15 protein-coding genes are annotated in these 12222 nt (G+C 71.3%); 8 read left to right on the plus strand and 7 right to left on the minus strand.

The genetic code is table 11. From position 1 onward, the window contains the following. Position 1 precedes the first annotated feature (1 nt). Both ACZ6S4_RS38335 and ACZ6S4_RS38340 read left to right on the plus strand, forming a co-directional pair. The gene (locus tag ACZ6S4_RS38335; RefSeq protein WP_465479589.1) at positions 2-712 is read left to right on the plus strand and encodes an ABC transporter permease; all 711 of its coding nucleotides are present in this window, start codon (positions 2-4) and stop codon (positions 710-712) included. A 20-nt stretch (positions 713-732) separates the two neighbouring features. Then, complete coding sequence (locus ACZ6S4_RS38340) at positions 733-1464, plus strand: class I SAM-dependent methyltransferase (RefSeq protein ID WP_465479590.1); 732 nt, start codon at positions 733-735, stop codon at positions 1462-1464. Here the strand turns inward: ACZ6S4_RS38340 and ACZ6S4_RS38345 are convergent. Genes ACZ6S4_RS38345 through ACZ6S4_RS38355 form a run of 3 tightly spaced genes read right to left on the minus strand, consistent with a single transcriptional unit; the run spans position 1457 to position 3638 of the window. After that, on the minus strand, positions 1457-1879 hold the full coding sequence (locus ACZ6S4_RS38345; protein WP_465479591.1) for a hypothetical protein: 423 nt from the start codon (positions 1877-1879) through the stop codon (positions 1457-1459). The two genes, ACZ6S4_RS38340 and ACZ6S4_RS38345, sit on opposite strands and share 8 nt — an antisense overlap. Positions 1880-1891: 12 nt before the next feature. Further along, a complete protein-coding gene (locus tag ACZ6S4_RS38350) occupies positions 1892-2797 on the minus strand; it encodes an endonuclease/exonuclease/phosphatase family protein (protein ID WP_465479592.1) in 906 nt (301 codons plus the stop codon). A gap of 31 nt (positions 2798-2828) precedes the next feature. Continuing rightward, the gene (locus ACZ6S4_RS38355) at positions 2829-3638 is read right to left on the minus strand and encodes a hypothetical protein (RefSeq protein ID WP_465479593.1); all 810 of its coding nucleotides are present in this window, start codon (positions 3636-3638) and stop codon (positions 2829-2831) included. Between the two features lie 194 nt (positions 3639-3832). Here ACZ6S4_RS38355 and ACZ6S4_RS38360 point away from each other — a divergent pair, with 194 nt between their 5' ends. The 4 genes from ACZ6S4_RS38360 to ACZ6S4_RS38375 all read left to right on the plus strand — a co-directional run bounded on the left by ACZ6S4_RS38360 (position 3833) and on the right by ACZ6S4_RS38375 (position 5215). Next, a complete protein-coding gene (locus ACZ6S4_RS38360; protein WP_465479636.1) occupies positions 3833-4162 on the plus strand; it encodes a TetR-like C-terminal domain-containing protein in 330 nt (109 codons plus the stop codon). A gap of 25 nt (positions 4163-4187) precedes the next feature. Further along, positions 4188-4361, plus strand: a complete 174-nt coding sequence (locus tag ACZ6S4_RS38365; protein WP_465479594.1) for a hypothetical protein — start codon at positions 4188-4190, stop codon at positions 4359-4361. Positions 4362-4473: 112 nt separating this feature from the next. Further along, complete coding sequence (locus tag ACZ6S4_RS38370; protein WP_465479595.1) at positions 4474-5001, plus strand: peptidase inhibitor family I36 protein; 528 nt, start codon at positions 4474-4476, stop codon at positions 4999-5001. A 25-nt stretch (positions 5002-5026) separates the two neighbouring features. Further along, positions 5027-5215, plus strand: coding sequence for a hypothetical protein (locus ACZ6S4_RS38375; RefSeq protein WP_465479596.1), 189 nt, complete (start codon positions 5027-5029; stop codon positions 5213-5215). On the opposite strand, the gene ACZ6S4_RS38380 is transcribed toward ACZ6S4_RS38375, so the two are convergent. The 3 genes from ACZ6S4_RS38380 to ACZ6S4_RS38390 are packed head-to-tail and all read right to left on the minus strand — an operon-like array spanning position 5212 to position 6667. Next, positions 5212-5850, minus strand: a complete 639-nt coding sequence (locus tag ACZ6S4_RS38380) for a maleylpyruvate isomerase family mycothiol-dependent enzyme (protein ID WP_465479597.1) — start codon at positions 5848-5850, stop codon at positions 5212-5214. The two genes, ACZ6S4_RS38375 and ACZ6S4_RS38380, sit on opposite strands and share 4 nt — an antisense overlap. After that, a complete protein-coding gene (locus ACZ6S4_RS38385; protein WP_465479598.1) occupies positions 5847-6290 on the minus strand; it encodes a MarR family winged helix-turn-helix transcriptional regulator in 444 nt (147 codons plus the stop codon). Before ACZ6S4_RS38385 ends, ACZ6S4_RS38380 begins: the two co-directional genes overlap by 4 nt. 5 nt (positions 6291-6295) lie before the next feature. Continuing rightward, entirely contained in the window at positions 6296-6667 is a 372-nt protein-coding gene (locus ACZ6S4_RS38390; RefSeq protein WP_465479599.1) for a MerR family transcriptional regulator, read from the minus strand. A 76-nt stretch (positions 6668-6743) separates the two neighbouring features. Between ACZ6S4_RS38390 and ACZ6S4_RS38395 the strand changes: the two genes are divergently transcribed. Next, entirely contained in the window at positions 6744-7436 is a 693-nt protein-coding gene (locus tag ACZ6S4_RS38395) for an SDR family oxidoreductase (protein ID WP_465479600.1), read from the plus strand. Between the two features lie 58 nt (positions 7437-7494). Here ACZ6S4_RS38395 and ppc read toward each other — a convergent pair whose 3' ends face one another. Further along, a complete protein-coding gene (gene ppc / locus ACZ6S4_RS38400; RefSeq protein ID WP_465479601.1) occupies positions 7495-10290 on the minus strand; it encodes a phosphoenolpyruvate carboxylase in 2796 nt (931 codons plus the stop codon). Positions 10291-10502: 212 nt separating this feature from the next. Between ppc and ACZ6S4_RS38405 the strand changes: the two genes are divergently transcribed. Then, positions 10503-12080 (plus strand): lysyl oxidase family protein, encoded by a 1578-nt coding sequence (locus tag ACZ6S4_RS38405; RefSeq protein WP_465479602.1) that lies wholly within the window; start codon positions 10503-10505, stop codon positions 12078-12080. Positions 12081-12222: the final 142 nt, after the last annotated feature.

Raw genomic sequence — 12222 nt, forward strand, 5'->3', positions numbered from 1 at the left:
CGTGTCGACCGTTGCGTGGATCACTGCCCGCGGACTGTTCGGCCGGCGCCGGGTGCTCCTGCTGCTGCCCCTGCCGCTGCTGCTGGTCGGCCTGGCCGTGCTGTGCCGCTCCTACGACGTCAACCCGGCCGACTGGGGCACCCCGGTGCTGGTCGGCCTGGGCCTGGCCGTGGTGCTGCCGGTGATCAGCCTGATCGTGGGCACCGGTGTGCTCGGCTCCGAAGTGGACGACGGCACGATCGTGCACATCCTGACCAAGCCGCTGCCGCGCCGCGACATCATCCTGGCCAAGCTGGGCGTCGCGATCGGGGTCAGCGCGGTGACGTCGGCGGTGCCGCTGTTCGTGGCGGGCGCGCTGGCCGACTCGGCCCGCCTGGGCCTGGGCCTGGCGGCGGCCGCGGTGGTCGGTGCGTGCGCGTACTCGGCGTTCTTCCTGCTGCTGAGCCTGCTGACCCGCCGGCCGGTACTGCTCGGCCTGGTCTACATCCTGGTCTGGGAGGGGCTGCTGGGCCGCTTCGTCAGCGGCACCCGGGTGCTGTCCATCGAGCAGTACGTGATCACGATCGCCGACAAGATCGCCCCGACCGCCATCCTGGAGTCCAAGGTCTCCCTCACGGTGTCCGTGGTGATGGCGGTGATCTTCGTCCTGGGCTGCACCCTGGCGGCGGTGGACCGGCTGCGCAGCTTCAGCATGGCCGGCGAGACGAGCTGACCGTGGGCGAGGATGAACGGATGTCTTCCTTTCGCTCGGACCTCGCCTATGTCACCGACCAGGGGTACGGATTCCACGCCGCCGCCTGTGCGCCCGGGATTCTGGCCCTGCTGGAACCGGTGCGGGAGCGTGGCGGCCTGGTCCTGGAGATCGGCTGCGGGACCGGCCTGCTGACCAGATTTCTGGTGCAGGCCGGTCACCGGGTGGTCGCCACGGATGCCGCACCGGCGATGCTCGAACTCGCGCGCGCCGCCGTGCCGGGCGCTGCGGACATCCGGACCCTGGTCCTGCCGGACGAGCCGGTGCCCCGGGCCGACGCGATCATCGGGGTCGGGCACGCCCTGAACTATCTGCCGGACACCGCGGCGGTCCAGCGCGGGCTGGCCGCGCTGGCCGACGCGTTGCTGCCGGGCGGCGTGCTCGCCCTGGACCTGTGCAACCTGGAGTGGGGCACGGCCTGGGCGGACGCGGTGGGGCAGGGCCGGGCCGGCGCCGACTGGGCGATCGTGACCCGGTTCAGCCGGCCGGCGCCGGACCGCTTCGACCGTGAGCTGACCACCTTCGTCCGGCTCCCGGACGGCACCTACCGCCGCGACGACGAGCACCACGGCAACGTGCTGATCGACACCACCACGGTCCCGGCTCTGCTGCGCGCCCACGGGGTGACGGCGACCGTGGGCGACTCCTTCGCCGACGACGAGCATCCGCTGCCGCCCGGTCTGAAGAGCGTCATCGGCTACGCGGCTAGCTGATCCAGCAGTACAGCCGCTGCTCCTCGGTGCGGGCCAGCCGGCCGACCGCGCCGAGGATCTCGGTCGCCAGCTCCGGGTCGATGGGTTCGCCCTCGGCGGCCCGGTCGGCGGCCCACTGCCTCGCGACCCGGTCCAGCTCGGTTGCGCTCGCGCGGCTCAGTGCCTGCTGGAGCTCCAGGGACGCGGCGACGACCTGGGCGCCGTCGTCCTCGTCGGCGATGACCGCCGAGGCGGACGCGGCCAGCGCGTCGTCGAAGCTGCGGCCGGTCAGCAGGCTGTCCCACTCCAGCAGGGCCAGGTCGGCGTCGAAGTTGCCGTAGGTGACCGACTCGTGGCCGGCGTCCGGACCGCCGTCGACCTGGGCCTCGGCGGCCTCGTCATCGGCGGCGACGAAGAATCTGATGATGCTGCTCATCCGGGTATCCCATCAGAGCCGGACCCGGGCCGCGACGGGCAGGTGGTCACTGCCGGTCGCCGGAAGGGACCAGAGCTCGGTGACGGTCACCCTCCGTCCCATGATCTGGTCGATCCGCGCCACCGGGGCCCGGGCCGGCCAGCTGAAGGCGAACGTCGACCGGGCCGTACGCAGCTCCGCGCTGAGCGGCGCCAGCGCACGGTCGTCCACGGTGTAGTTCAGGTCGCCGAGCAGCAGCACCTTGCCGAGCGGCTCGGCGGCGATCATCCGGCCGAGCCGGGCGGCGCTCTCGTCCCGCCGCGACGAGCTGAGCCCGCCCGCCCCGATCCGCACCGAGGGCAGGTGGGCGACGTAGACGGCGACGTCCCCGCCAGGCAACTCGGCGACAGCTCGCAGCCCCCGGTTCCAGTCGGTGCCGACCCCGCTCGGCCGGATGTCGACCGGTGCCGCCTCGGTGAGCGGATACCGCGACCACAGCCCGACCGTTCCCTGCACGGTGTGGTGCGCGTACTCCGCCGGCATCGCCGCGAGGTAGGCGGGCAGGGCGGCCGGCGTCACCTCCTCCAGGGCGATCAGGTCGGGCCGTACCTTGACCAGCTCACCGACCGTGCCGGCCGGGTCGGCGTTCTCGTCGCTGACGTTGTGCTGCACGGCGGTGAGGTCGTAGGGGGAGTCGCCGTCCGGCAGCAGGTGGCCACCGAAAAGGCCGAGCCAGGCGGCGAGCGGCAGCAGCGCGGCCAGGGCGGAGATCCGGGAACGGCGCCACCACGCCAGGGCGAACAGCACCGGGATGGTCAGGCCGAGCCAGGGCAGGAACGTCTCCACGAGACTGCCGAGATTTCCGACGGTGTTGGGTACAGCCCGATGAAAGAGCAGCACGCAGGCGAGGATCACGGCTGACACGGCGAGGCTGCGCACCCCGCGATGCTGGCAGGGCCCCGCAAGGTCGTCAGGCTCTCCCGTAGACCTCGGCGAGTGCGGTGAACGCGGCCTTCGGCTCCCACGGCAGGTCGGGGTAAGTCTCGCCGTGGCGGTCCTCGTACACCTTGACGATGCCGTAGCTGGCCAGGTCGAGGTCGTCGCGGGGATCGCCGCCGGGGCGGTGCGGGTGGTCGTGGAGCGCGAAGATGAAGACGAAGGTGGCGTCGACGCCGGCCGCGTCGAAGACCGCCAACAGCTCGCGGAGGTAGGTGGCCTGGCCTTCCTCGTCGCGGGTGTGGTCGCCGGTCAGCCGCAACGGGCCGCTGTCGCCGTACTCGACGATCTCCAGGCCCTGCGCACCGCGGTCGCCGGCGCCGCGGTACGTGGCCGAGCCGAACTCGGTGATCGCGACGGGTTTGCCCCGCAGGGCCGGGCTGCGCATGCCCTGGGGCACGGAGGCGTAGGTGACCCGGCCGCCGAAGCGCTCCCGCACGACGGCCACCGCTTTGCCGAGGAAGTCGTTGACCCGGTCGCCGACCTCGGCGATCACCGCTCGGACGCGGTCCGGCTCGCTCAGCAGCGCCAGCCGTTCCTCGAGGCTGTCGCCGGGCAGGAACCCCGGGGCCATGATGCTCAGCTCCGCGCCGGTGACGAACACGACCTCGCAGCCGCGCACCCGCAGCCGCTCCGCCCGCCCGGCGCAGTCGGCGAACAGCGCCAGCATCTCGTCGGTGCCCAGCTCCAGCGGGTACGGCGAGAACCAGACCTCCAGCCCGAGCCCGGCCGCGACGGAAGCGGCGGACTCGATCCGCTCGGGATCGCCGCCGGTGACCCGCACGGCGGTGCAGTGCAGGTCGTTCCGGATGATCGCGAGCTCCCGCTCGGGTCGCCCAGCGGGCGGGCACCAACAAGAACGCGATCTACCGCCGCTGGCCGGACCGCCTCGCGCTGGGCATCGCCGCCTACCGCCACCTGGCCACGGCGATCCAGCCACCGGACACGGGCACACTCCGCGGCGACGCCCTGGAACTGCTGCGCCGGGCGAACCGGCACTGGAGCTCGCCCCTGGGCGCGGTCCTGCGCGACCTGCTGGCAGCAGCGGGCAGCGCCCAGAAGCTGGTGGCGCAACTGCCGGAGCAGTCCACCGACGCGATGACCGCGATGTGGCTGACGGTCCTGGGCCGGGCGGTGGCCCGCGGCGAGGCGGCCCCGGAGTCGCTGCACCCCCGGGTGGCGACGGTGGCAATCGTGTTGCTGCGCAACGAGTTCGTGACCAGGGGAGTGCCGTCAGCCCCGGACGAGGTCCTCACCGAGATCGTCGACGAGGTCTACCTCCCGCTGGTCCGGCACCGCGGCCCTTAGGCCCTGGTAACTAAGGGGTTCAGGTGTGTACCGCGCCAACCCGAAGCGCCTCGCCGAGGAGACCAGGCTGTGGGTATGGCTGAGCGCCGCGGCGACCGGCGATCCGGCCGTGGTGCGCTGCGAGTTGACGGTGGGCCGGGCCGCGCTGCGCCACAAGCCGGAATTCGTCGCGGAGATCCTGGCGGCTCTCTGCGGCTGAGACCCTTCCGCTGAACCTCAACTTCCTTCTATTGTGGACGCACAGTCGCCGGGCCCTCACTTCGCGTAGGTGCCGCGCCGCAGGCTGGACCTTTCACGGGAGAGGCACGGGGATGATCAGAAAGCTCATGGCAGTGCTCGCCGCTGCGCTGGTGTTGCTCGCCGCCGAGCCCGCGGAGGCGGCCACCGTGTTGCCACCCGGGGCCGCACACAAGATCGGCAGCACCTACCAGGAGCGCGTGAGCACCGGCGAGGTCCTGACCTTCCGGCAGGTGAACGAGGTGGAGAGCGTCGCTCTCGTCTCGCGGCGCAGCCTCGGGCAGTGCAGCTGGACCTACTTCTGCCAGTGGGACAGCACCAACTACGACGGCGAGTTCCACCGGTACAGCCTCAACGGGATCGCCGGGGCTCCCGGACACTGCTGGAACCTGGGCAACGCGGCGAGGGACGACGGCGAGAGCTGGTGGAACGACACCAACACCGACGTACGGGTGTACGACTGGGTGAACTGCAACGCCAGCGGCTGGAACCGCACGGTCGCGGCAAGCGGCTACGCCACCTGCCAGAGCAGCGACTGGTGCGACCGCGTGACGAGCCTCTACGCCTGCGGCCGCTTCACGACTCCCGGATCACCTTGTTGACGACGTCCGGCCCGTAGTGCTGAGCATGCACAACCACCTGCGCGAACAAGTCCGCCAGCAGATCGAGGACCGTAACGCGCATCCCGCCGCCGCGCTGATCGACTCCCAGTCACTGCGCGGCGCCGGGACCGTCGCACGCGCGAGCCGCGGCTACGACGCCGGCAAGCTCGTCGACCGGGCCGCCCAACGAACCCCTTATTTACCACGGTCTTAGAGACGGCTGCGGAGGGTGGTGCGGCCCGGGCCTTGCAGGTCGGCGACCGCTGCTGCTCGTCCGCAGGCCGCCATGCCGAGCGCTTCCGCCGTGCCGGTCACCAGCTCGCCGCTCCCGCCACGCCACTCCGTGTCGGTGGCGGCGAGCTCCAGGCCGGCGAGCCGCCCCGGCGGCACCAGCGCCGGCGCGACCGCCGGCGAGACCAGATAGTCGAGCAGGATGCGCCAATGCTCCACCGGTACGTCCGCAGCCAGCCCCAAAGGCCGGGCGATGTCCCGCAGGTGCACGCACGTGTCGGCGAACGGGCCGAGCGGCCCGACCCGGGGCGGGTTCACCCGGTCGGCAGCGTGGTCGCGCAGCAGGGTAATCAGCTCAGCCCGAGGCTTCTGAGCCAGACGCCGGGTGAAGTGGTCCACCGTCCGGTCCGTGTCGCCGCGGTAGCGCAGGGCCACCACGAAGAACCGGCCGAAGCCCACCAGCATCGGCTGGACGAAGTGGGCGGCCAGATGATCCACGGTCCAACCCGCGCACAGTGTTTCCGCCTGCCACTGGGTGTCGTCGAGGGTTTCGAGGAAGTCGGCGATCAGCAGACGGTTGCTGGTCGTCCGGGCGTAGATCTCGGCGTCGGTGATCATGCGGCCCGCCTCCGCACGTCGCGGCTCAGGGCAGCCAGGACCTTGGCCGCCGTTGCGATCTCCTGCTCGGTGCAGTCCGGGGCCAGCGTGGCCAGCTGCCGCAGTTCGTCGCCGCGGATCCGGCCGATCACCTGGGTTCCGCTGCCGGTCAGCACGATCAGCACCGATCGCCGGTGGGCCGGATTCGGCCGGGACTCCACGTAGCCCAGCTTCAGCAGGTCGTTGACGTGGCGCTGGACGCCTTGCCGGGCCAGGTCGAGCCGGTCACCGATGGCCGGGACGGTCGCCGGGCCGTGCTCGGCGAGGACTTCCAGGACTGCCCGGGTGCCCACGCTCAGGCCTTCCGGCCGCAGGGCCGCCTCGACCACCCGGGCGGAGTTCAGGACCAGTGGCCGTACGTGCCGCAGAACGTCGTACAGGGCAGCTCCACGCGCCAACATGACAACTATGATGTCATACGCGTGCAGCTCGGGTGGGTCGGGTCGGCGGCGGCGGCGATCACCGCGTCGAGGCGGTCCCGGGTGGCGAGCAGGCCGGTGATCTGCTGGTCGATGCGGTCGCGCTCCGTCGCCAGCCGGGCCTGCGACTCCGGGGTGCTCACGCCCCGGTCCACGCACGGCAGCAGCTCCAGGATCGTCTGGCTGGACAGGCCCGCGGCGTAGAGCTGCTGGATGAGCTGCACCCGGTCCAGCGCCGCCGGCGGGTACGTCCGTTGCCCGCGCGGCGTCCGTTGCGAGGCCAGCAGCCCCTGCTCCTCGTAGTAGCGCAGCGCCCGTACGCTCACGCCCGCCGTGCCGGCCAGCTCGCCGATCCGCATGGTCGTCTCCCTGTACTCGTGAGGCCGGTCACCACACTTGCCTCTGACGTCAACGTCAGGTTTTAGCGTAGCCGTCATGAAGATTTCTGGTTCTGTCGCGCTGGTCACCGGCGCCAACCGCGGTATCGGCCGCCAGTTCGTCCTCGAGCTGCTCGCCCGTGGCGCCGCCAAGGTTTATGCGACCGCGCGTAATCCCGAGCTCGTCGACATTCCCGGCGTCGAGGTGCTGGCGCTGGACATCACCGATCCGGCTTCGGTGGCCGCCGCGGCCGCGCAGGCCGGGGACGTCAACCTGCTGATCAACAATGCCGGCATCACGACCCACACCAACCTCGTCACCGGCGACCTGGACAAGATCCGGCTGGAGCTGGAGACACACTTCTGGGGCACGCTCAACGTCATCCGGGCCTTCGCGCCGGGGCTCGGTGGCGGCGCGATCCTCAACGTGCTGTCCCGGCTGTCCTGGGTCTCCTACAACGGCGCGAACGCGTACAGCGCGGCCAAGGCGGCCGAGTGGAGTCTCACCAACGGCGTCCGGGTCGAGCTGGCCGAGCAGGGCACGCTGGTCACCGGGCTGCTACTCGGCGCCGCGGACACCGACATGATGGCCGGTTTCGACATCGAGAAGGCCGACCCCGCCGACATCGCCCGGGCCGCGCTGGACGGCATCGAGGCCGGCGCGCTGGAGGTCATCGCCGACGAGGGGACCGCGCAGGTCAAGGCCGCCCTGGCCGGCGACCCACGGGCGCTGTACCCCGCGGCGGTCTGAGCACGAAACGGCCGGGCCCGCACTGCGCGGGCCCGGCCGTCGACACGTACGCGAGCGGTCAGCCCGTGTTGCGCATGCCGGCCGCGATGCCGTTGACCGTGGTCAGCAGCGCCCGCTCCAGCGCCGTCGAGTCCGACGCCGAGCGGCGCGCGCCCGGTGCCGTCGGCGCCTGACGCTCGTCGGCGTTCAGCTCGCGGTACTGGCGCAGCAGCGCGACCTGCAGGTGGTGCAGCGGCTCCAGGTACGTGTCCCGGACGCCCAGCGTGCGGGACAGCTCGGGCTGGCTGGACAGCAGCTCGTCGCGGCCGGTGATGGCGAGGATCTGCTCGACCGTCCTGGCGTACTCCTGCTCGATCGTGCCGAAGATCGGCTTGAGCTCGGCCGGGACCAGCGTCTCGACGTACCGCCGGGCGATGGTCAGGTCGGTCTTGGCCAGCATCATCTCCACGTTGGAGACGAACGTGCGGAAGAACTGCCAGTTGGCGTACATCTCCTGGAGCACGTCCGCCTGGCCGGCCTCGCGGACCGCGGTCAGGCCGGTGCCCACCCCGAACCAGCCCGGCACGATCTGGCGGGTCTGGGTCCAGCCGAACACCCACGGGATGGCCCGCAGGCCGCCGAGCCCGGCGTCGGCGTTCGGCCGCTTCGCCGGCCGGGAGCCGATGTTGAGCGCGCCGAGCAGCTCGGTCGGGGTCGCCGCCCAGAAGTACGCGGGCAGGTCCGGATTTTCGACCAGCGCCCGGTACGCCTTGAAGGCCGCGCCCGACGCCGTGTCCATCGCCGCGTCCCAGCGGGCCAGCGAGGAGAGGTCGACCGACGGCGACGTGTGCAGCAGCGTCGCCTGCAGCACGGCGGCCACGGTCAGCTCCAGGTTTTCCCGGGCCAGGGCCGGCAGCGTGTACTTGTCGGAGATGACCTCGCCCTGCTCGGTCACCTTGATCGCGCCGTCCAGCGTGCCGTACGGCTGGGCCAGGATCGCCTCGTGCGTGGGGCCACCGCCGCGACCGACCGTGCCGCCGCGGCCGTGGAACAGCCGCAGCCGTACGCCGTGCCGGGCGGCGACGTCGCGCAGCGCCCGCTGCGCCTTGTGGATCGACCACTGGCTCGTGGTGATCCCGGCCTCCTTGTTGCTGTCGGAGTAACCGAGCATGACCTCCTGCAGGTCGCCGCGGGCCCGCACGATCTCCCTGTACGCCGGCAGGGACAGCATTTCGTCCAGCAGCTCGCCACCGGCGTCCAGCTCGGCCGGGGTCTCCAGCAGCGGCACGATGCCGATCCGGGCGCGGCCGGTGTGGATGTCGACCAGGCCGGCCTCGCGGGCCAGCACCGCCGCGGCGAGCACGTCGTCCACGCCCAGGGTCATCGAGATGATGTACGACTCGATCACGTCCGCGCCGAACCGGTCCTGCGAGTCGCGGATCGTGTTGAACACGTCGAAGGTCTTGCGCGCCGAGTCGGTCAGCGGGGTGTCGTTGCTCGACAGCGGCCGCCGGCCGGTCAGCTCGGTGGCGAGCAGCTTGGTGCGCTCGGGCCGGTCCAGCGACAGGTAGTCGTCGACCTCGCCGACCTGGGTGTACATCTGCGCCAGCACCTCGTGGTGCTTCTCGGCGTGCTCGCGGACGTCGAGCGTGGCCAGCTGCAGGCCGAAGGCGGACACCGTACGGATCGCCGACGCGACCGTGCCGACCGCGGTGAGCTGCCCGGAGTTGCGGGCCAGCGAGGCCCGCATCAGCTCCAGGTCGCCGACCAGCTCGCCGGTGCCCAGGTAGTCGCGGCCGGGCACGTGGGCGGTGCCGCGCCGCAGCCGCTCGCGGGTGTTGGCCAGCTTGGCCTTGATACAGCGGACCTTCAGCCGGTACGGCTCCTCGGCGTTGGTGCGGCGGAAGCGGGGCGCCACCTCGGGCAGCGCGTCGAGGTCCTTGGCCAGGCTGGCCGACAGGTCCAGGGACACGCCGCGCAGCCGCCGGGACACCGACAGCTCGTCGATCAGCGCGTCCATCGCCGCCTCGGTGGCCTGGATGCCGTGCTCGTGCTGGATGATCAGCACGTCGCGGGTGACGGCCGGGGTGACGAACGGGTTGCCGTCGCGGTCGCCGCCGATCCACGTGCCGAAGGTCAGCGGGCGCGACGTCGGCGAGGTCTCCACGCCGAGCTGGCGCAGCGTCTCGGCGAGGTCGTCGAGCACCTGCGGGGCGGCGTCGGCGTACAGGTCCTTGAGGTAGTAGACCGCGTTGCGGGCCTCGTCGGTCGGGTCGGGCCGGTCCAGGCGCAGCTCGTCGGTCTGCCAGAGCAGGTCGATCAGCTCGGCGAAGCGACGGGTGGAGGCGGTCGTGTCGGTCGCGCCGTACAGGATCGCGGCACTGGCCTCGCCGTCCAGCGAGTCGGCGAGCTGGCGCAGCTTCGACAGGATCGAGCGGCGGGCGGCCTCGGTCGGGTGCGCGGTGAAGACCGGCCGGACGGCCAGCCGGCGGGCGGCCGCGGCGATCTCGTCGGCCGGCACGCCCTGCTCGGCGATGCGCTTGGCCGCCTGGTCCAGCCAGCCGCCGTCACGGGCGCGGCGGCGCTGCAGGTCGCGGGCGCGGTGCACCTGCTCGGTGATGTTGGCCAGGTGGAAGTAGGTGGAGAACGCCCGGGCCAGCTTGGTGCCGGTGGTGACGTCCAGGGCGGAGAGGCGCTCGGCGGCGGCCGGGGCGTCCGCCCGGACCAGCGCGCGGACCTCCTCGACCAGGTCGAGCAGCGGCTTGCCCTCCTGCCGGGCGAGCGTCTGGCCGAGCAGCGTGCCGATGCGCCGGATGTCGGCGCGCAATGCCGCATCAGGGCCTTCGGGGTCGAGTTGGCCGAGCTGGTCTGTCATCGGAGCGCTCCTCGGGTGAAGAACTTGCAGGGGTTTTCCGCCGCGGACGGGATCGGCATCGCGTGCGGAAGGACAGCGCTGTCCCGACTTCGCTGATCGTATCGGTGCCCCGCCCGGCCGGCGTGATTTGAGGTAAGTCTCATAGGCGCTTACGGCCGCTTCACGCCTTTCCCGATTACCTGTGCACCACAGACGTCCGGGGAGGACAAGAAATGCCAAGAAGGACCCGAATCGTGGTGGCCGGTGCCGTCGCCACCGCTGTTGGCCTGGCTGTGGCCGGCATGGGTGTGGCGGACGCCGCGGCGGCCCCACCGCCGCTGGCCTTCACCATGGCCACGGCGAACGTGCTGGCCGAGCGGTACGTGTACGACGGCGAACAGGGCTACCTCGACCTCGACTTGGGCGTGAACGTCATCGCCGGCAAGGACCCGCTGGAGATCCGGGCGAAGCGCTCCTCCTACGCCAAGCCGATCACCGCCGACCAGATCGTGGTCAGGAACGGCAAGAAGAAGGCTGTGAAGCTGCCGGCCGGGATGGTCACCGGGTGGGGCGGCCTCACGGACTTCACCACGATCACCTTCAAGAACGCGGCGGGCAAGCAGGTCGCCGGCTACCAGACAGATTTCTGTCCGAACGCCTACCAATCCGCCCGAACCCGGCGGGACGCGCCCGCGCAGAACCCCTATCCGCGGGGCTGCTCCGAGGGTCCGTTCAACCTGGGCGCGGTGTGGGGCATCCAGGCCGGCTGGAACGCGCCCGTCGCGAGCATGCCGCGCACCGGCGAGTTCGACCTGCCGGACGGCGTTTACGCCGCGACGGTCAGCGTCAACAAGAAGTACCGGGACTACTTCAAGATCGCGGCGAAGAGCGCGACGCTGAAGCTCACCGTCACGGTCAAGACCATCGACCGGGGTGACGACGCGGCGGCCGCGGCCAAGGCCCGGGTCCAGGCGGCCCGCGCGGGCGACGACCCCGCCGAGGCTGTTGCTCTCGCCGAGCACGGTGAGCACGCCGGTCAGGGCGAGGAGGATCTGCAGATCTCCGCGTACAAGCCGGAGTTCCGGCCGCCGGCGAAGCGGCCGCGGGCGGTCAAGGCCTCCGCCCTCGCCAAGGGACCGCGCCCGGACCTGCGTTCGCTGCCCGCCTCGGGCATCTCGCTGTCGCAGGAGGAGGACAAGAAGTGGTACGTGAACTTCGGCGCCACCGTCTGGAACGCGGGCACGTCGCCGTTGCTGGTCGACGGTTTCCGGCAGACCGGCACCGAGCGGATGGACGCGTACCAGTACTTCTTCGACGCCAAGGGTAAGGAGGTCGGCTCGGTCGCGGCCGGCACGATGGAGTGGGACGCCCGCGAGGGGCACCGGCACTGGCACTTCACCGACTTCGCGCAGTACAGCCTGCTCAAGGCGGACAAGAAGGTCGCCGTGCGCAGTGGCAAGGAAGCCTTCTGCCTGGCCAACACGGACGCGGTCGACTACACGATCCCGAGCGCCAAGTGGCGCCCGGACAACACCGACCTGTCCAGCTCGTGCGGTCAGAACACGGCCGTGGCGGTGCGTGAGGTGCTCGACGTCGGCAACGGTGACACGTACACGCAGGACCGGCCCGGCCAGTCCTTCGACCTCACCGGCCTGCCCAACGGCACGTACTACATCGAGGTCAAGGCCAACCCCTCGAACAAGCTCGCCGAGCTGAGCACGAAGAACAACACTGCCCTGCGCAAGATCGTGCTGGGTGGCACCGCGGCCGAGCGCACTCTCAAGGTGCCCTCGGTCAACGGGCTCGACTGATCGTCGGACGCCGATACGAGGCGCCGGTTCCCTCGGGGGCCGGCGCCTTCTTCTGTGTCCCCACCTGCGTGCTTCGAGGTGAGTCTCTCAAGCCCTTACGTCCGCTTCACGCCATTGAAGTTTACCTGTGCGTGATACCCGC

Source organism: Actinoplanes sp. NPDC051405, from assembly GCF_055586185.1.